This window comes from Enterobacter cloacae complex sp. 372C4 (assembly GCF_050030615.1).
GTDB lineage: Bacteria > Pseudomonadota > Gammaproteobacteria > Enterobacterales > Enterobacteriaceae > Enterobacter > Enterobacter intestinihominis.
Genome location: NZ_JBLGUQ010000001.1, coordinates 4,242,282 through 4,259,215 on the forward strand (window position 1 = coordinate 4,242,282; position 16,934 = coordinate 4,259,215).

Below are 16,934 nucleotides of genomic sequence, written 5' to 3' on the forward strand. Positions count from 1 at the left end.
GATCCTCGCGGCTTTTTGCGTTTCTTTACATTAATAGCCATAACCCTCTATTTCACAAGATTATTTTGCGGGCTCGTTTAGGCAACGTTCGATTTCTAATCATCTCGCAAAGGTATCATTTCAGTGCGAAATCATCGCCCTGAACAGGACGTAGCATTATGAAGACACATCCACAGTACGAACCCTGGTTGCAGGGCATGCTCATCATCGCTAAGCACTATCGGCTGGATTTTTCGGCGGAGCATGTTCGGGTCACGATTAACCATGAAAGCCAGTCTTCGCGCCAGCTGGTGCTGGAGGAGATGGCGCGCCAGCTTGGGCTGGGGATGCGTTGGGTAGCGGCGGAAGCCGTATCGCTCGACCCGTGGCGCTTACCGCTGCTGGCGGAGTTCACCGGCGGGCAAATCGCGGTCATCAACCGTATGGACAACGAAGGGAACATCAGCGTGCAGTTCAGCGGCGACGGCGGCCTGGAGACGACGCTGACGCGTGACGAACTCGGTTCGCGGTTAAAAGGGCTGATGGTACTGCGTCCCCTGGAGTCCACGCCGGATGCGCGCGTGGATGATTACATCAAACCCTATGAGAAAAACTGGTTCTGGCAGCTGGCGCTGAAAGACTGGCGTCGCTACAGCGACATTATGCTGGTGGCGCTGGTCGCCAACGTGCTGGCGCTCTCCGGCATGGTCTTTTCCATGCAGGTGTATGACAGGGTGGTGCCGTCCCAGTCGGAGGCCACGCTGTGGGTGCTGTTTGGCGGCGTGATGATCGCCATCGTGTTTGAATTCATCATGCGCATGCTGCGGGTGCATATTTCGGATGTGGTAGGGAAACGCGCCGACCTGCGTATTTCCGAGCGCGTGTTTGCCCACGCCCTGCGGATTAAAAACGGCGCACGGTCGAAATCGACCGGGTCGTTTATCGCTCAGATCCGCGAGCTGGAGTCGGTGCGGGAGCTGATCACCTCCACCACCATTGCAGCCATCTCCGATCTGCCGTTCTTCCTGCTGTTCGTCTTCATTCTGTGGATGATTGGCGGCCCGCTGGTGCTGGTGGTGCTGCTGGCCGTGCCGCTGCTGCTCATTCCCGGCCTGCTGGTGCAGCGCCCGCTGGGAAAACTCTCCAGCGAAGGGATGCGTGAATCGGCGATTCGTAACGCCACGCTGGTGGAAGCGGTGCAGGGGCTTGAGGACATCAAGCTGATGCGCGCCGAGCAGCGGTTCCAGAACCAGTGGAATAACACCAATGACGTTGCCGCCAGCGTCGGCATGAAACAGCGCTGGCTGACGGGGCTGCTGCTGACCTGGACCCAGGAGGTGCAATCTATCGTCTACGCCGTGGTGCTGCTGGTGGGCTGTTACCTGGTCATCAGCGGCGACATGACCACCGGTGCGCTGGTGGGCACCTCGATTCTGGCGTCCCGCACCATTGCGCCGCTGTCGCAGATTTCCGGCGTGCTCTCCCGCTGGCAGTCAGCAAAGGTGGCCCGCAAGGGACTGGATGACCTGATGCAGCGTCCGATTGACGATCCCCAGCACGGCAAAAAAGTGCATAAAGCCCACCTGCGCGGTGATTATCAGCTGGACGACGTCGGGTTTTATTACGACGAAGAAGAGAAGCTCACCGTGCTGAACGTCAGCAAACTGCGCATTCGCGCCGGGGAGCGCGTGGCGGTGCTCGGGCGGAATGGTTCGGGGAAAAGCACTTTGCTGCACCTGCTGGCGGGAATGCAGGAGCCACAGCAGGGCAGCATTTTGCTGGACGATATTGCTCTCAATCATCTTGACCCGGCTGACGTACGCCGCGATATGCAGCTGCTCAGTCAGCAGGCGAGGCTGTTCTTCGGCTCCGTACGCGACAACATCCTGATGGGTAATCCGCTGGCGACAGACGAGGAAATCCATCAGGCGCTGGTCAATAGCGGTGCGCTGGAGTTTGTGCGCAAGCAGAAAATGGGGCTGAACACCATCATCAACGAGGGCGGAATGGGGCTTTCCGGCGGGCAACGTCAGGCGCTGCTGCTGGCCCGCGCGCTGATCACCTCGCCGAATATTCTGCTGCTGGATGAACCCACTGCCTGGCTGGATGAGGTCAGCGAGAAGCAGTTTATCCAGCATCTGCACCAGTGGCTCGGTAAGCGCCGGACGCTGGTGGTGGCGACGCATCGTCTGCCGATTCTGGACCTGGTTGACCGCATCATCGTGCTGGAAAACGGCAAAGTGGTGATGGATGGCCCTCGTGATGCCATTTTACGCCAGCACGGAATGGCCCCGCAGCAGGCGCCGCAGCGCACGGTTAAACTGAAAACGGAGGGCGTGGCATGAATGATTTCTCCCGCTTTAATAGCCGACTGAAGGAGCCCCGCCTGCCGCGATCGTCGCTGGTGGCATGGTCGCTGTTTGCCCTGCTGGTGGTGTTTATTACCTGGGCCAGCCTGTTCCAGCTGGATGAGGTCACTACGGGCAGTGGCAAGGTGATCCCGTCCTCCCACGAGCAGGTGATCCAGTCCCTGGAAGGGGGGATTATCCACAGTCTGATGGTGCGCGAAGGCGATATCGTCGAGCGTGGTCAACAGCTTGCCCAACTGGACCGGACGAAAACCGAGTCCAGCGTGCTTGAGAGCGAGTCTCGATTAAATGCTGCGATGGCGACAGCCGCGCGTCTGAATGCTGAAGTGAACGACACCGGGCTGACATTCCCGGCAGAGCTGGATGACGACGTTGAGCTGGTTAAACAGGAAACGGCGCTTTACCAGTCTCGTCGCGAAAGCCTTGAAAAAGGGCTGGCGGGTTTACGCCAGGGAGCGGATCTCGTGCAGCGTGAACTGGCATTAACGCGCCCGCTGGTGACGCAGGGGGCGGCCAGTAAGGTCGAAGTCTTACGCCTTGAACGCCAAAAAAATGAGCTGGAGAGCAAAATCACCGAGATGAAAAACCAGTACTACGTTCGCGCCCGCGAAGAACTGGCGAAAGCGAACGCGGAAATCGAAGCGCAGCGTTCGGTGATGAAAGGGCGCGAAGACTCACTCACCCGCTTAACGTTTAATGCGCCGGTGCGTGGCATCGTGAAAGACATTGACGTGACGACGGTTGGCGGGGTGATCCCGCCGAACGGCAAACTGATGAGCCTGGTACCGCTTGATGACCAGATGGTGATAGAAGCAAAAATCTCGCCGCGCGATGTCGCGTTTATCCATCCCGGGCAAAAAGCGCTGGTGAAAATCACCGCTTATGACTACTCCATTTACGGCGGGCTGGAGGGGGAGGTGACGATGATTTCACCGGATACCCTTCAGGACGAGGTGAAACGGGATGTTTATTATTATCGCGTTTATATCCGTACAGACAGTAACCATCTGACTAACCGGCAGGGCAAGGAATTCCCGGTGTTTCCGGGCATGATAGCTACGGTTGATATCAAAACCGGCAGTAAATCCGTCATTGATTATCTGCTGAAACCGTTAAATAAGGCAAAAGAGGCGCTGCGCGAGCGATAAAAAAGGCGTTCAGCAAGCCGAACGCCCGTCAGATCAGAGTGTAGACGTCATGTTGACAGCATGGCGTCGTTCTTTTGGCACCACATTGATGTAATGTGTGACATAGGCAAAATATAAACCGGCATAATTTTCGACAAGTTCGATAAATGCCGGGTAAATGGACATCCGGCCATCGCCGCGATCTTTAAGATAACCAGCCTCCTGTGCCGATTTGATAATGCGGTTGACGTGAATACGCGAGACGAAAAATTCTTTTGCAAGTGTGCTGGCTGAATACGCTATTATGGCACCGTATGCTGTTTTGTTTTTAATGGCCTGCAAATAGAGATAGAGCATAATCATCCGGCCACCATCCTTATCAATAAATAAACCCACCTCCGGAAGTACTTTACTGAATGTTAATCCGCGGAAAAGGTATTCTGCGGCGCGCCGGAAAAAGTTGTGCCTGAGTGTGTCATTGTCCAGAAGATTAACATTAATGTTGAATGTCGGATAAAGAATGCTAACAGGCGTGAACGCCCCGGACATATAGCGTTTAAGCTCATCCAGTCCTTTTTCCGTAGGCGCGATTTTTGTTTTTCGCCGATCTTCGGTACAGCGCCAGGTCTTAATTCGCCCGGTGGTTTTAAGTATGGTGATGATCGCAATAACGCTGTTAGGGCTGGCGATATTATAGCGTGAGCACAGTGCCTTAATCTCCGAGACCGACTCAGCCTGATTGCCAAAAACAAAACAACATATTGAGAGTATTATATTGAACCGTGATTCCTGAAGCATCGTTTTGTAGAACAGGGGTTGTTTTTTATAAATGGCGTCATTGATTCTGTAGTGTTCTATTATAGCTTCACTAAATCGCGGGTTGTTTTTAATGACATCCCGTCGATGTAGCAAAGCTCTGGATGAGATGTGATTATCCATAGCATTTTCTCTTTTTTGTCTGAGCCGATGAGAAGAAGTGTCCGGACTTCTTTTTCGGAATTTTCATTATACCTTGAGAAAGTCCTGGTTACTGTTGTTATATGAAAAGAAAATGATATTTATGCTGCATATGGATGAGTCGGTTGATTAACGCAAAGATGTTCATGTGCATAACATTGATAACGGTTTATTAACCAAATGGGGTGCGGTAAAATTATTCAATGCGACAAGGAATATTGGCTTTAATTACATATGGGAATGATGTTTGTATTCTCAGGAGCAGGTTATGTCTCAAAATTTACCCTCTGTGCAAGGTACTTGCTACAAGCAACGGTTTGTTATTTCAGCCTGCGGTTTCACCTTTGAAGGGTATAGCCTGCTTCTGAAATCTCGAGGCGTACACGCCACGCGACTCCATTTTGAAGAGGATGAAATATGTTCCGTTGACGTTGAAAAAATGATGGAAAATCAATCGCCCGAGGTTTCGGTTTTCCTTGGTCGTGACGTTGCTACTTTTCTTGAAAGCCTGAAGCGCTTGGTATCCGTTCTGAATGCACTGCCAGTGATTTGCAGGGTCACCCTGTATGGTGCACTACCTGAGCGATGGCTTAATGCAACGTTGAGAAGTCTCGTTAATAATACAAAAAAGCTTTCCACGATCAGGGTAGAGAATATTACAGAAATAATGGGCTTTGTAAAAAATGAGACAGATGAGCGTGCTGGCCCTTCACGCTTGTTGCGTAACGTACCGGACAAGGAGGGTAAAGAAAATTTGCATGGGTTAACACATCGCGAGTTAACCGTGCTACTGAATTTCTATCGGGGTATTTCCATAAAAGAGCAGAGTAAGAGGTTAGGGTTGTCAGATAAAACTATTTATACCCATCGCAAGGTGGGTTTGGGTAAATTATATATTATCAGAGTATGGTTTAACGACTCTCGCGTTTTCAGAGATGAGGTTTGTGCAGTAAAAAATAAAACAAAAGTGTTTTCGGAAACGGAAATAGATATATTACAAGCGTTACATAAACGGGAAATCTTTGCGGCTTATCAAATTATCACTGATAGTGATAAAAAAGGAGTTGGATTTGAAATCCTGCTGCGCTGGCATAAAAAAGGTGAGATCCTGAAGCCAGCCTATTTTCTGGGAGGGATAAAAAATAGTGAAATATGGCTCAAGCTAACGGCGTTAGTCATCCATGCGGCCGTATCAGGTATCAATAAATACAATGGGAAATATTATTTTTCAGTTAACATTCCTCCTCAACTTGCTTCGGGGAACGCGCTGCCGGGGATGGCCAAAAAGGCGGTCGAAATGTTACTCAAACCGCAGTGGGCCGGGAAACTGGTCTTTGAACTAGCTGAAACGATTGACGTAACAAAGGATAAAAATATTCCCGAAACACTCCAGCGTTTACGCGCCGAGGGATGTCGGCTTTTTCTGGATGACTGTTTTTCAAAATATCATGCTATGCTGCCCATCAGACTGATTAATGTTGATGGACTAAAGCTTGATCGCGATATTGTTGAGCACTTTGTGGCTAACGACAAAGACTATAGCATTATTAAAGCGATACAGGTTTACAGCGACATGACGGGGACCGAATGCGTTGCGGAAGGCGTCGATAGCGAAGAAAAATTTGAAAAACTTGTCGCGTTAGGGGTTAAGCGATTCCAGGGTTATTATCTTTCCCGCGCGGTTAAAGAAGAAGAGTTGGATCGAATGGTACGGCTATTTAGTTAACGGCTTCACTATGCTGGTGGTACGACAGACTACAGTATTCGACCACCAGTAAAAAACACTCACTCACCGTCGCAATAGTGTATTCTCAGATATCATCACGCGTAAAGCCGACAACAATTTCAAGTGTGTTGCGAATGACATCGCAGGCTTCAGGCTCCTCGGTAATTTCAAGGGCGTGAATCAGTTGCAGGATGATCTCTTTATTCGAAAGGTTGTCACCGGTCAGCATAATACAGCGTATTGCCGAGCCTAACACTTCAACTTCTCCACTGAGATGCTTTCCAGCATTAAGAAAGTGTTCCGCCAGTCCTTTATCGTGCAGGGCTTCAAAATTATACGTCTGGTGCATAGTCGCTTTACTCATGGTGGTCACCGTCTCGGTTAAAATTAGTGTTTCTTATTTGGGCTCAGAAGCGTGTTGTGAGTAAAGAGAGAGCGCATGCGGCCAATTTCATAATCGCCCATCACTCTTCCCCGGTCGTGCGATACGCCGGTTACACGCTGGCGCACTTCATCTTCAGCGGCAATCAATGCATTTTTACGCTCATCATTTGATTCAACGTTAGCCATCGCCAGCAGGCGATTAGCAAGAGACGCAAAGGTAATAGGTCCGTTCTCTTTCAGTATGGATAATACGGCCTCACCGATAAGGTCATCCTTAAGTCGTTCAAATTTAGTTCTATGCATAGCTTAATCTCACTCTGCTACACGCGGCTGTAGCATGGGGTTAGTCATCGCATCCAGATGCTCTATTCTCACTCAGCATGACTAACTTAGTAAGTTAAAAACAGTGTTCAGGTTAACGCTCGAAGAAGAGGGCTATCAAACCGTTATAGTGCGCTTTCTCAACGTCAGACGTTGATTCTTCAATTCTGCGCAACAGCTTTGTACAAATTGTCATTCTGCTCAGTTGTACATTTTCTTTGATGATCTCACTGACGATGGCACCAAGGGTTTCCTGCTGTGTTGGGACATTATCCTTGTTAAAATACAAGGTTATAGCGCTTTCTGCTGTAGAGGGAGCATGGTTGCGACGCATAATTTTCCACCGTTGACAAACAATTTTGTAACATCACTGGCATCGAATTTATACTATCCGGTCAAATCTGTACATCTAAATTGTACAAGTTTTTCGTGCAGTTCGGGGATTTGTCAGAAGAACTATCAAAATTAGGGGGGAAGAGAGGGAGAAAAACGTGGGGAAAAGAAAAGGCCCCGGAGGGCCTGAAATTATTTCCGTCCCAGCAGAAGTCCCAGAACGATGCCTACCGCACCCGCAGCGATTAAGCCCGTTAACGGGTTATTTCTGACGGCTTCAGTAACATCCGAGACGGCATCACTGGCCTGGGCAGCATATTTTTTCGCTGCACCTTTCACCTGATGTTTAGGGGAATCAACGAATTCACCAAACTGCTGCTGCGCAGAGCCGGATAATTCATCAAGTTTGTTTTTGGCTTTATCGCCAGCGTATTGTGCATTTTTATCAGTGTCGAAATCAGACATTCCAGCCTCCTTTTGTTGATAGTCTAAGGATAGACGCTGATGGCAAGAGTGAGAGAGAATTCGCTAAAATCGACGCCTGATTACCTCTTTTTAGGATATGTCTTTCTTACATGTCCACCATAACGCCCTAAGGATGGAGTGGATAAATATTTCCCTCGCCGTCTCTGTCTACGTAGCGGGAAGAGACTATTTCTCTCGTGCGTTAGCGCGAAAGGTAATGTAATAGCCAAGGGATGCGGCCAGGCACAGCATATAGCCGAACGATTCCGAACCTTCCTCCACGGCGTTTTTCACGACACGCATATAGCCATGCTCCAGAATGGCGTGCCACAGCACTTGCATTCCAAAGAGACGGGAGAAGACCAGTACAGCCAGCAGGCCGCTCAACAGAATACCGTACCAGGGGGATTGCGTGTATTTTGCCAGCTGTTCCAGGGTAGTGCGAAAATGCATAACGGGGCGAATTATAGCCAGCAGAGCGGTAATCAGCGCGAACCACACCCAACTCCCATGAGAAATGAGGTCAAAAAGCGCGTCCAGTTCACGAATTAACATCGTCAGGAAAAAACCGCCAACCAGTATATTACAGTAACGCATGGATTCATCCATTTTCGCCAGACGAAAATGGAGAAACACGATAGTCGCTAATACCGTTTCCTGCATGATTTCGGTCAGTGATAATTCCGGAATATCATGGCCGACAAACCGCATATCAACCCAAAGACAAAGTATAATAAGCGCGCATGCGACCGCCGCGCCAACAAAGAATAAAAAGCTCTTTAGTACAATCATTAACACCACCATTTTGTTTGTAGCAGTATGTTAGGTGACGAGAATGTTATTTCTGTTCACATCGTGCCATATAAGTGCTGAATTTTAACATTACGAGCTAAATAGGATTCGTAGCGGCCAGAATAAACCCTAAATATCTTTTGTTCCTTGCCTGCGATGTGCTCATTGCAGCGTCTCTTTCTTGTGGTTTACAGGGCAATAACATACGAGGTACCATACCCCCCTATAGTATCAGGAGGGCGTATGCCGCATTCACCCGAAGATAAAAAACGTATTCTGACCCGCGTCCGCCGCATTCGAGGCCAGGTTGATGCCCTTGAACGCGCCCTGGAGTCGGGCGATCCCTGTCTCGCCATTCTGCAGCAAATTGCCGCCGTGCGCGGTGCTGCCAATGGCCTGATGGGTGAAATGGTTGAAATTCACCTCAAAGATGAGCTGGTGACGGGGGAGACCACCCCGGATCAGCGGGCAGTGCGGATGGCGGAAGTCGGCCATTTGCTGCGCTCTTATCTAAAATAAACCCACACACCTCACAACAAGGGAAAGACATCATGAAATCTCGCGCAGCTGTCGCGTTCGGCCCAGGCCAGCCGCTGAAAATCGTTGAAATTGATGTTGCTCCGCCGAAGAAAGGCGAAGTGCTGATCAAAATTACTCACACCGGCGTCTGCCATACCGATGCGTTTACCCTCTCCGGTGACGATCCGGAAGGCGTATTCCCGGCGGTGCTCGGCCACGAAGGGGGCGGTGTGGTGGTGGAAGTGGGTGAAGGCGTTACCAGCCTGAAGCCCGGCGACCATGTGATCCCGCTCTACACCGCAGAGTGCGGCGAGTGTAAGTTCTGCAAATCCGGCAAAACTAACCTCTGTCAGGCCGTGCGCGCCACGCAGGGCAAGGGTCTTATGCCGGACGGCACAACCCGCTTCTCCTATAACGGCGAGCCAATCTATCACTACATGGGGACCAGCACCTTCAGCGAATACACGGTGTGCGCCGAGATCTCACTGGCGAAAGTGAATCCGCAGGCCCCGCTGGATAAAGTCTGTCTGCTCGGCTGCGGTGTCACCACCGGTATCGGCGCGGTGCATAACACGGCGAAAGTGAAAGAGGGTGACACCGTGGCGGTGTTCGGCCTGGGCGGGATCGGTCTGGCGGTCATCCAGGGCGCGGTACAGGCGAAAGCTGGGCGTATCATTGCTGTGGATACCAACCCGGAGAAATTTAAGCTCGCAGGTGAGATGGGTGCGACCGACTTCATCAACCCGAAAGACTACGACAAACCGGTTCAGGACGTGATCGTTGAGCTGACCGACGGCGGCGTGGACTTCAGCTTCGAATGTATCGGCAACGTCAATGTGATGCGCTCAGCGCTGGAGTGCTGCCACAAAGGCTGGGGTGAGAGCATCATTATCGGTGTGGCCGGCGCGGGTCAGGAGATTAAAACCCGTCCCTTCCAGCTGGTGACAGGGCGCGTATGGCGCGGGTCGGCATTTGGCGGCGTGAAAGGCCGTACACAGCTGCCGGGCATGGTTGAAGATGCGATTGTCGGCAAAATTCAGCTCGACCCGTTCATTACGCACCGCCTGCCGCTGGAGCAGATCAACGAAGCCTTCGATCTGATGCACGAAGGAAAATCCATTCGTACCGTCATCCATTTCGGCGACAACTGATTATTCTGCCAGCGGTTTTTCCCGCTGGCATTTCTTCCCTGATCTTCTCTAAAGTGTGACCTGTCTGGCGCTTTTAGGCGTAATCTAATTCCCCGCTGTGCCGATGACTCTTTTACAGGCGTGTTTTTACGCATCTTACCTATAAGAGAGTCGACGGTCATGGACAACACAACATCGATGCAGGCGCAGCACAAGCTGAGTTTCTTGCATCACATCCGGCTGGTTCCGCTGTTTTCCTCCATTCTCGGTGGCATTATTCTCCTGTTTGCCTTGAGCTCGTGTCTGGCAGGCTATTTCCTGCTCCAGGCCGATAACGATCAGCAGGATGTCACAGCAGAAATCCAGGTGCGCACCGGTCTGTCAAACAGTTCCAACCATTTACGCACCGCCCGTATCAACATGATCCACGCGGGGGCGGCGAGCCGCATCGCGGAGATGGAGGCGATGAAGCAAAACATCGCTGAGGCTGAGACCCGCATCAGGCAGTCGCAGGATGGATTTGCCGCCTATATGAAGCGCACCGTTCGCACTCAGGCTGATGAAGCGCTGGATGGCGATCTGAAAGCCCGCTATGACGCCTACATCGCCGGTATGCAGCCGATGCTGAAATATGCCAAAAACGGCATGTTTGAAGCCATTATCAACCATGAAAATGAGACCGCGCGTCCGCTGGACGATGCCTATAACGCGGTGTTGCTGAAGGCGATAAAAATCCGCACCGAACGCGCGAACGCACTGACGGCGCAGGCTCACACCCGCACCCGGCTGGGGCTGATGTTTATGTTCGGCGCGTTTGGCCTGGCGCTGGCGCTGGCGGTGATCACCTTTGTGGTGCTGCGCCGTACGGTGATAAACCCGCTTCAGCGAGCCGCTACGCGTATCGAAAATATCGCAAAAGGCGATTTGACCATGCCGGACGAACCGACCGGGCGCAGCGAAATTGGCCGCCTGACGCGCGATCTGCAAACAATGCAGCACGCGCTGGTGACAACCGTGGGCACGGTGCGGCAGGGGGCGGAGGAGATCTACCGGGGAACCAGCGAGATCTCCGCGGGTAATACCGATCTCTCATCCCGAACCGAACAGCAGGCGGCGGCCATCGAACAGACGGCGGCCAGCATGGAGCAGCTCACCGCGACGGTGAAGCAAAACGCCGATAACGCGCATCATGCGAGTAAACTTGCAGAAGATGCCTCCGGTAAGGCCAGCCGCGGGGGGCAGATGGTCTCCGGCGTGGTGAAAACCATGGGTAATATTTCCACCAGCTCGAAGAAGATCTCTGAAATTACCGCCGTGATTAACAGCATCGCGTTCCAGACCAATATTCTCGCGCTCAATGCGGCGGTCGAGGCGGCGCGTGCGGGTGAACAAGGACGCGGCTTTGCGGTCGTGGCGAGTGAAGTCCGCACCCTGGCAAGCCGCAGCGCGAACGCGGCGAAAGAGATTGAAAGCCTGATTAATGAATCGGTGTCGCTTATCGATCAGGGTTCCGGGGAGGTGGTTGCGGCGGGCAATACCATGAATGAGATCGTCGAGGCGGTTAAACGCGTCACCGATATTATGCTGGAGATTGCGGCCGCGTCTGATGAGCAGAGCCGCGGCATTGTTCAGGTGAGCCAGGCGATTTCCGAGATGGATAAGGTGACGCAGCAGAATGCCTCGCTGGTGGAAGAAGCCTCTGCGGCGGCGGCCTCGCTGGAAGAGCAGGGCGCGCGTCTGACGGAAGCCGTTGGCGCGTTTCGTCTCAATGGGGCACGAGCAGGAAGGACTGCTGCCGCAACCGCAGCAAAACCCGCGCCTTTAACCCCGGCGGCGGCCGTCTCAGGTGATAACTGGGAAACGTTCTGAGTAAGACAGACCCGCCCTCGCGGCGGGTTCTGCGTTTAGGGTCAGAGAGGCATTGACTTACGAATGGCGCTTAACAGCGTTTGGGCGCCTTCAGAGAGCGGGGCATCTACCCGCGTCAGGATCCCAATGGGTTCACCGGCGCCGGGCGAGGTTACCGGCAGCGCCGTAAGCACGCCGCGTCGCAGGTCGTCCTTCACCGCGCCGGACGGCACAAACCACACGTAGTCATAATCCACCGTCAGCTGGCGCGAAAGAGACGCCGAGAGCGTTTCAATACACCCTGAAGGCAGCGTGCAGCCCTGCATTTGCAGCAACGCTTCCGCATTCTGACGCGGAACCGTTCCTTTCGGGGAAACTACCACCGGCCACTCCATTACGCGGCTTAAGGTGACGGTATCCTGCAGCAGGGGATGATTCGGACGCACGACCAGCTTCAGTGATTCCAGGAACAGCAGCTCGTAATTCAGGCCGCTCATCAGTTCCGGATCGGACATCCGGCCAATGCCCAGATCGAGCTCCCCTGACTTCAGGCCCGCCAGCAGCATGGTGTTATTCATGGTCGCGACCTGAAGCGTGGCGTGCTTTTGCTGGCGGTGGAACTGGCCGATCGCCGCAGGCAATATGCCCAGCGCCGCCGTTGGCAGTGCCCCCACGCGCACGATGTCGCTGGCCTGCTCTTCTTTACGGTTTAAGGCCTGACCGGCGGTATTGAGGGCATCAAGAACTTTAACGGCATGCGTCAGGAACTGTTCGCCTACGAGCGTAAGCTGAGCGCCCAGACGGCCGCGGTCGAACAGACGGGTTCCGGTAAGCTGTTCCAGTTCGTTCAGCGTTTTGGATAGTGCAGGCTGACTAAGGTTAAGGGTTTCAGCCGCTCGCCCCAGCGTTCCCTGTTGAGCGACGGCCACAAATGTATGCAAATGGCGCAAGCGTATGCGCTGACTGAACAGACCATTTTTTTCCATAGGCGATGTTAAAAACAGAGCGACGCGGGTGACAAGTTAAGTTGTTTGAATTTGATAACCTGATAGCAAAATATTTTTAACATTTGATCTGTTTGAGTTACAACTGTTTTTCGAAAACGCCCATGCTTTGACCACTCGTCTGCCTGGATCACAATTTGTAAATTCTTCCCAACGAAAAGAACGGGCTTCTCTACACTCCAGGTAGTATTCACTGGAGGCATGACATCATGGCGAACACCATCACGGCTGATGATATTCGGGAACACTTTTCGCAGGCTATGTCGGCGATGTACCAGCAGGAAGTTCCGCAGTACGGCACCTTGCTGGAACTGGTGGCGGACGTTAACCTGGCGGTTCTGGAAAATAACCCACTTTTACATGAACAACTGGCAAATGCAGACGAACTGGCGCGCCTGAATGTTGAACGTCACGGTGCGATCCGCGTTGGCACCGCGCAGGAGCTTTCCACCCTGCGCCGGATCTTCGCCATTATGGGCATGTACCCGGTCAGCTACTACGATCTCTCCCAGGCGGGCGTGCCCGTCCATTCGACGGCGTTTCGTCCGACTGACGATGCGGCGCTCTGCCGTAATCCGTTTCGCATTTTTACCTCGCTGCTGCGCCTGGAGCTGATTGAAAACGTTGCGCTGCGCGAAAGGGCGGCAGAGATCCTCTCCCGGCGCAACATCTTTACGCCGCGCTGCCTGGACCTGATCGACCTGCATGATGTACAGGGACACTTTACCGAGGCACAGGCGCGCGAATTTGTGCAGGAAGCCTTAGAAACCTTCCGCTGGCATCGCCATGCGACGGTCGATCAGGAAACCTATCTGGCGCTTAGCAACGAACATCGCCTGATTGCCGATGTGGTCTGTTTCCCGGGGTGCCATATCAACCATCTCACGCCGCGCACGCTGGATATCGACCGGGTACAGGAGCTGATGCCGAAGTACGGCATTGAGCCGAAAATCCTGATTGAAGGCCCGCCGCGCCGCGAGGTGCCGATCCTCCTGCGCCAGACCAGCTTTAAGGCGCTGGAAGAGCCGGTGCTTTTCGCGGGAGAACACAAGGGTACGCATACCGCGCGTTTCGGTGAGATTGAGCAGCGGGGCGTGGCCCTTACGCCGAAAGGGCGCGAGCTGTACGACCGTCTGTTAAATCAGGCCGGGACCGGCAAAGACAACCTGACCCATCAGCTTCACCTGCGCGAGATCTTCAGCACCTTCCCGGACAGCGAAATGTTCCTGCGCCGTCAGGGGCTGGCTTATTTCCGCTACCGTCTGACTCCGACAGGTGAGGCGCATCGCCAGGCGTTTCGTCCCGGCGACGATCCGCAGCCGCTGATCGAACGCGGCTGGGTTGTGGCGCAGCCGATCACCTATGAGGATTTTCTGCCCGTCAGCGCGGCGGGGATTTTCCAGTCGAATCTTGGCAATGAAACGCAGGCGCGCAGCCACGGCAATGCCAGCCGCAATGCCTTCGAAGCCGCGCTCGGCTGTGCGGTGTACGACGAGTTTACGCTTTACGAGGAGGCGGAAGCGCGCAGCAAACAGCGTTGCGGTTTGCTCTGAAACCGTTACTCTGCAGGGGTGTGATGGAAAAAGAAGGTTGGTATGGAAAATCCCTCCGCCCCTGTGGTTGAAACGCGCCAGGGCGCACTAATTGGTTCTACTGAAGGCGATACCCATGTGTGGTGTGGCATTCCTTATGCGGCACCGCCGGTTGGCCCGTGGCGCTGGCGCTCCCCACGCCCCCCTGCACGCTGGGATGGCGTGCGTCCGGCGACGGCGTTCTCCGCCTCCAGCTGGCAGAGCAGCGAAAGCTGTCAGGAGCTGGGCGGCGGCGATCCTGGCCAGTTCTCTGAAGACTGCCTGTACCTTAACGTCTGGTCGCCAGTCGTACGCGCCGATCCGCTTCCGGTGATGGTCTGGCTGCACGGCGGAGGATTTACCCTCGGCGCTGGCGGTCTGCCTCCGTATAACGGCAGGGCGCTGGCGAAGCGCGGCACGGTGGTGGTGACAATTAATTACCGTCTCGGCCACCTCGGCTTTTTTGCCCATCCGGCGCTTGAGGGGGAAGAAGAACGCGTGGTGCATAACTTTGCGCTGCTCGATCAGATCCAGGCCCTGGAATGGGTGCGCGATAACATTGTCGCGTTCGGCGGCGATCCTGAGAACATCACCGTATTTGGCGAGTCGGCCGGTGCGCGCAGCGTGCTGTCGCTGATGGCTTCTCCGCTTGCGGGAGGACTGTTCCATAAAGCCATTGTGCAAAGCGGGTACACGCTGCCCGACACCCCGCGCGAGCAGGCCATGCATAAAGGCGAAGCGATTGCTGCCCATTTTGGCCTGCAAAATGCCACCGCGGAACAGCTTCGCGCGATCCCGCCTGAGGCGTTCTGGCCGCTGACCTCGCCACTGAATATCGCCCCTGCGCCCATCGTGGGTGACTGCGTTTTGCCTGAGGCCATGCTCGATGTCTTTTTCGCTGCCCGTCAGCATTCAGTACCGGTGATGATTGGGTCGAACAGCGACGAAGCCAGCGTGATGTCGGTGTTCGGGATCGATCTTGCCGGGCAGATCCAGAAGCTCCGTCGCGAGCGGCGCTTTGGCCTGGGGCTGATCAAGCTGCTTTATCCGGGCGTGAAGGGCGATGAGGAACTCGGCAGGCAGGTTTGCCGCGACATGGCCTTTACCACCATGGGATACGTGGTGATGCAGGCGCAGCAGCGGGCAGGCGGCCTGTGCTGGCGATACTGGTTTGATTATGTGGCCGAAGCGGAGCACGCGACGTATACCAACGGCGCCTGGCACGGTAACGAAGTGCCCTACGTGTTCGATACCCTTGGGCAGGTGGAACCCTCGCGGCAGTATGTAAATGAACGCGATCTGGCCTTCGCCGCTCAGGTGGCGGACTACTGGGTGAGCTTCGCCCGGGATGCGGGAGCACGCGATAGCCTGGTGGGGCCCACGCGCTGGCCCGCCTGCCGGAAAGGGCGGGACGTGTTGTTGCGCATCGGTGTGAATAAACATGCAGGTTTTCGGCTTGAAAACCGTTTTATGCGTGCCCGTATGAGCCTCTTCAAACGGGTAATGAAACACCACGTCAGCCTCGACTGAGCAGACAGGCACGAAACGCATCCAGCCCGTTCTCCGGGTCGGGTGCGTCGCGTAACACCAGCCGGTAGCTCGCCCCCGTCTTTATGCTCGTATCATAAGGCCGCATCAGCCGTCCGGCGCGCACGTCCTCCTCCACCAGCGTTTCATCCGCAATGGCGATGCCCAGCCCCTGAATGGCGGCGGTAATGGCCAGATCCATGGTTTCAAAGTGTTGATTTTTGAGCATAGCTGGCGCCGGACGCGGCTGTTTCGCCAGCCACAGCGTCCAGTCCGTTTTGTCCCGCGTGGGGTGAAGGAAGGTGAGTGTTTCCAGCGCAGAACCGGCCCTCAGCGGGCTCATCACCGGGGTTAAGGCCTCTTCGAACAGCAGATCGCCGGCGCTCATGTGCGTTCCAAACACAATCGCCGCGTCATAGGATTCGGTTTTGAAATTGACGTTGTGATCGGTGGTAGTGGTCAGCGCAATCTGGAGTTCCGGCTGTTCGCGCTCGACCTGTAACAGACGCGGTACCAGCCAGCGCATCGCGCAGGTAGGCGCTTTCAGACGAATTACGGTCTGGTGCGTCCGCGCCTGTTCAGCAACGTTAAGCAGGTGCTCAAACGCAGATTGCAGTTCCGGCAGCAGGGCGCTTCCCTGTGAAGAAAGACGCAGGCCGCGAGCATGGCGTTCGAACAGCGGGAAGCCGAACCAGCTTTCCAGCGAGGCAATTTTGCGGCTTACCGCCCCCTGCGTCAGACAAAGCTCCTTCGCGGCATGGGTAAGATTCAGGTGACGCGCGGTCACGATAAACGTCTCTACGGCATTAAGCGGAAATGAACGACGCGACATATCTCACCTTAGCTATGCGTTTTTGTCATGGCTATTATGACAACAATTCG

General features: G+C 54.1%; 16 protein-coding genes. 8 read left to right on the plus strand and 8 right to left on the minus strand.

The annotated features are described in order from the left end of the window. Positions 1-158 precede the first annotated feature (158 nt). Positions 159-2,324, plus strand: coding sequence for a type I secretion system permease/ATPase (locus ACQG11_RS20585; protein ID WP_022648065.1), 2,166 nt, complete (start codon positions 159-161; stop codon positions 2,322-2,324). Next, positions 2,321-3,496, plus strand: coding sequence for an HlyD family type I secretion periplasmic adaptor subunit (locus tag ACQG11_RS20590; protein ID WP_022648066.1), 1,176 nt, complete (start codon positions 2,321-2,323; stop codon positions 3,494-3,496). Before ACQG11_RS20585 ends, ACQG11_RS20590 begins: the two co-directional genes overlap by 4 nt. A 33-nt stretch (positions 3,497-3,529) precedes the next feature. Here the strand turns inward: ACQG11_RS20590 and ACQG11_RS20595 are convergent, their stop codons facing one another. Then, the gene (locus tag ACQG11_RS20595) at positions 3,530-4,414 is read right to left on the minus strand and encodes a hypothetical protein (protein WP_023300064.1); all 885 of its coding nucleotides are present in this window, start codon (positions 4,412-4,414) and stop codon (positions 3,530-3,532) included. Between the two features lie 286 nt (positions 4,415-4,700). Here ACQG11_RS20595 and ACQG11_RS20600 point away from each other — a divergent pair, with 286 nt between their 5' ends. After that, positions 4,701-6,158, plus strand: coding sequence for an EAL domain-containing protein (locus ACQG11_RS20600; RefSeq protein WP_426728731.1), 1,458 nt, complete (start codon positions 4,701-4,703; stop codon positions 6,156-6,158). Positions 6,159-6,243: 85 nt separating this feature from the next. Here the strand turns inward: ACQG11_RS20600 and ACQG11_RS20605 are convergent, their stop codons facing one another. The 5 genes from ACQG11_RS20605 to ACQG11_RS20625 form a co-directional block, all read right to left on the minus strand. Continuing rightward, complete coding sequence (locus ACQG11_RS20605) at positions 6,244-6,522, minus strand: biofilm development regulator YmgB/AriR family protein (RefSeq protein ID WP_075208094.1); 279 nt, start codon at positions 6,520-6,522, stop codon at positions 6,244-6,246. A 23-nt stretch (positions 6,523-6,545) separates the two neighbouring features. Then, positions 6,546-6,845, minus strand: a complete 300-nt coding sequence (locus ACQG11_RS20610) for a hypothetical protein (RefSeq protein WP_023306164.1) — start codon at positions 6,843-6,845, stop codon at positions 6,546-6,548. A 112-nt stretch (positions 6,846-6,957) separates the two neighbouring features. Next, a complete protein-coding gene (gene ycgZ, locus ACQG11_RS20615) occupies positions 6,958-7,197 on the minus strand; it encodes a regulatory protein YcgZ (RefSeq protein WP_003857265.1) in 240 nt (79 codons plus the stop codon). A gap of 191 nt (positions 7,198-7,388) precedes the next feature. Further along, positions 7,389-7,661: a DUF883 family protein gene (locus tag ACQG11_RS20620; protein WP_003857263.1), complete on the minus strand. Its 273-nt coding sequence runs from the start codon at positions 7,659-7,661 to the stop codon at positions 7,389-7,391. A 186-nt stretch (positions 7,662-7,847) separates the two neighbouring features. Then, positions 7,848-8,453 carry a hypothetical protein gene (locus ACQG11_RS20625; RefSeq protein WP_023300068.1) on the minus strand — a complete coding sequence of 202 codons (606 nt, stop codon included), beginning with the start codon at positions 8,451-8,453 and terminating at the stop codon, positions 7,848-7,850. 243 nt (positions 8,454-8,696) lie between these two features. Between ACQG11_RS20625 and ACQG11_RS20630 the strand changes: the two genes are divergently transcribed. The 3 genes from ACQG11_RS20630 to ACQG11_RS20640 all read left to right on the plus strand — a co-directional run bounded on the left by ACQG11_RS20630 (position 8,697) and on the right by ACQG11_RS20640 (position 11,971). Then, positions 8,697-8,972 carry a metal/formaldehyde-sensitive transcriptional repressor gene (locus tag ACQG11_RS20630; RefSeq protein WP_003857256.1) on the plus strand — a complete coding sequence of 92 codons (276 nt, stop codon included), beginning with the start codon at positions 8,697-8,699 and terminating at the stop codon, positions 8,970-8,972. Between the two features lie 32 nt (positions 8,973-9,004). Further along, positions 9,005-10,123, plus strand: coding sequence for an S-(hydroxymethyl)glutathione dehydrogenase/class III alcohol dehydrogenase (locus tag ACQG11_RS20635; RefSeq protein ID WP_426728732.1), 1,119 nt, complete (start codon positions 9,005-9,007; stop codon positions 10,121-10,123). A 159-nt stretch (positions 10,124-10,282) separates the two neighbouring features. Continuing rightward, positions 10,283-11,971, plus strand: coding sequence for a methyl-accepting chemotaxis protein (locus tag ACQG11_RS20640; RefSeq protein ID WP_426728733.1), 1,689 nt, complete (start codon positions 10,283-10,285; stop codon positions 11,969-11,971). Between the two features lie 41 nt (positions 11,972-12,012). Here the strand turns inward: ACQG11_RS20640 and ACQG11_RS20645 are convergent, their stop codons facing one another. Then, complete coding sequence (locus ACQG11_RS20645) at positions 12,013-12,936, minus strand: LysR substrate-binding domain-containing protein (RefSeq protein WP_022648073.1); 924 nt, start codon at positions 12,934-12,936, stop codon at positions 12,013-12,015. 227 nt (positions 12,937-13,163) lie between these two features. Between ACQG11_RS20645 and hglS the strand changes: the two genes are divergently transcribed. Beyond that, entirely contained in the window at positions 13,164-14,507 is a 1,344-nt protein-coding gene (gene hglS, locus ACQG11_RS20650) for a 2-oxoadipate dioxygenase/decarboxylase HglS (protein WP_426728734.1), read from the plus strand. Between the two features lie 42 nt (positions 14,508-14,549). Next, positions 14,550-16,055, plus strand: coding sequence for a carboxylesterase/lipase family protein (locus ACQG11_RS20655; RefSeq protein ID WP_426728735.1), 1,506 nt, complete (start codon positions 14,550-14,552; stop codon positions 16,053-16,055). Here the strand turns inward: ACQG11_RS20655 and ACQG11_RS20660 are convergent. Continuing rightward, positions 16,042-16,884 carry a LysR family transcriptional regulator gene (locus ACQG11_RS20660; protein ID WP_022648076.1) on the minus strand — a complete coding sequence of 281 codons (843 nt, stop codon included), beginning with the start codon at positions 16,882-16,884 and terminating at the stop codon, positions 16,042-16,044. The genes ACQG11_RS20655 and ACQG11_RS20660 overlap by 14 nt on opposite strands. Positions 16,885-16,934 lie beyond the last annotated feature (50 nt).

Bases quoted from the DNA above. Each gene is read 5' to 3' on its own strand.
- ACQG11_RS20585 (WP_022648065.1), top strand. From the start codon at position 159: ATGAAGACACATCCACAGTACGAACCCTGGTTGCAGGGCATGCTCATC.
- ACQG11_RS20590 (WP_022648066.1), top strand. From the start codon at position 2,321: ATGAATGATTTCTCCCGCTTTAATAGCCGACTGAAGGAGCCCCGCCTG.
- ACQG11_RS20595 (WP_023300064.1), bottom strand. From the start codon at position 4,414: ATGGATAATCACATCTCATCCAGAGCTTTGCTACATCGACGGGATGTC.
- ACQG11_RS20600 (WP_426728731.1), top strand. From the start codon at position 4,701: ATGTCTCAAAATTTACCCTCTGTGCAAGGTACTTGCTACAAGCAACGG.
- ACQG11_RS20605 (WP_075208094.1), bottom strand. From the start codon at position 6,522: ATGAGTAAAGCGACTATGCACCAGACGTATAATTTTGAAGCCCTGCAC.
- ACQG11_RS20610 (WP_023306164.1), bottom strand. From the start codon at position 6,845: ATGCATAGAACTAAATTTGAACGACTTAAGGATGACCTTATCGGTGAG.
- ycgZ (WP_003857265.1), bottom strand. From the start codon at position 7,197: ATGCGTCGCAACCATGCTCCCTCTACAGCAGAAAGCGCTATAACCTTG.
- ACQG11_RS20620 (WP_003857263.1), bottom strand. From the start codon at position 7,661: ATGTCTGATTTCGACACTGATAAAAATGCACAATACGCTGGCGATAAA.
- ACQG11_RS20625 (WP_023300068.1), bottom strand. From the start codon at position 8,453: ATGATTGTACTAAAGAGCTTTTTATTCTTTGTTGGCGCGGCGGTCGCA.
- ACQG11_RS20630 (WP_003857256.1), top strand. From the start codon at position 8,697: ATGCCGCATTCACCCGAAGATAAAAAACGTATTCTGACCCGCGTCCGC.
- ACQG11_RS20635 (WP_426728732.1), top strand. From the start codon at position 9,005: ATGAAATCTCGCGCAGCTGTCGCGTTCGGCCCAGGCCAGCCGCTGAAA.
- ACQG11_RS20640 (WP_426728733.1), top strand. From the start codon at position 10,283: ATGGACAACACAACATCGATGCAGGCGCAGCACAAGCTGAGTTTCTTG.
- ACQG11_RS20645 (WP_022648073.1), bottom strand. From the start codon at position 12,936: ATGGAAAAAAATGGTCTGTTCAGTCAGCGCATACGCTTGCGCCATTTG.
- hglS (WP_426728734.1), top strand. From the start codon at position 13,164: ATGGCGAACACCATCACGGCTGATGATATTCGGGAACACTTTTCGCAG.
- ACQG11_RS20655 (WP_426728735.1), top strand. From the start codon at position 14,550: ATGGAAAATCCCTCCGCCCCTGTGGTTGAAACGCGCCAGGGCGCACTA.
- ACQG11_RS20660 (WP_022648076.1), bottom strand. From the start codon at position 16,884: ATGTCGCGTCGTTCATTTCCGCTTAATGCCGTAGAGACGTTTATCGTG.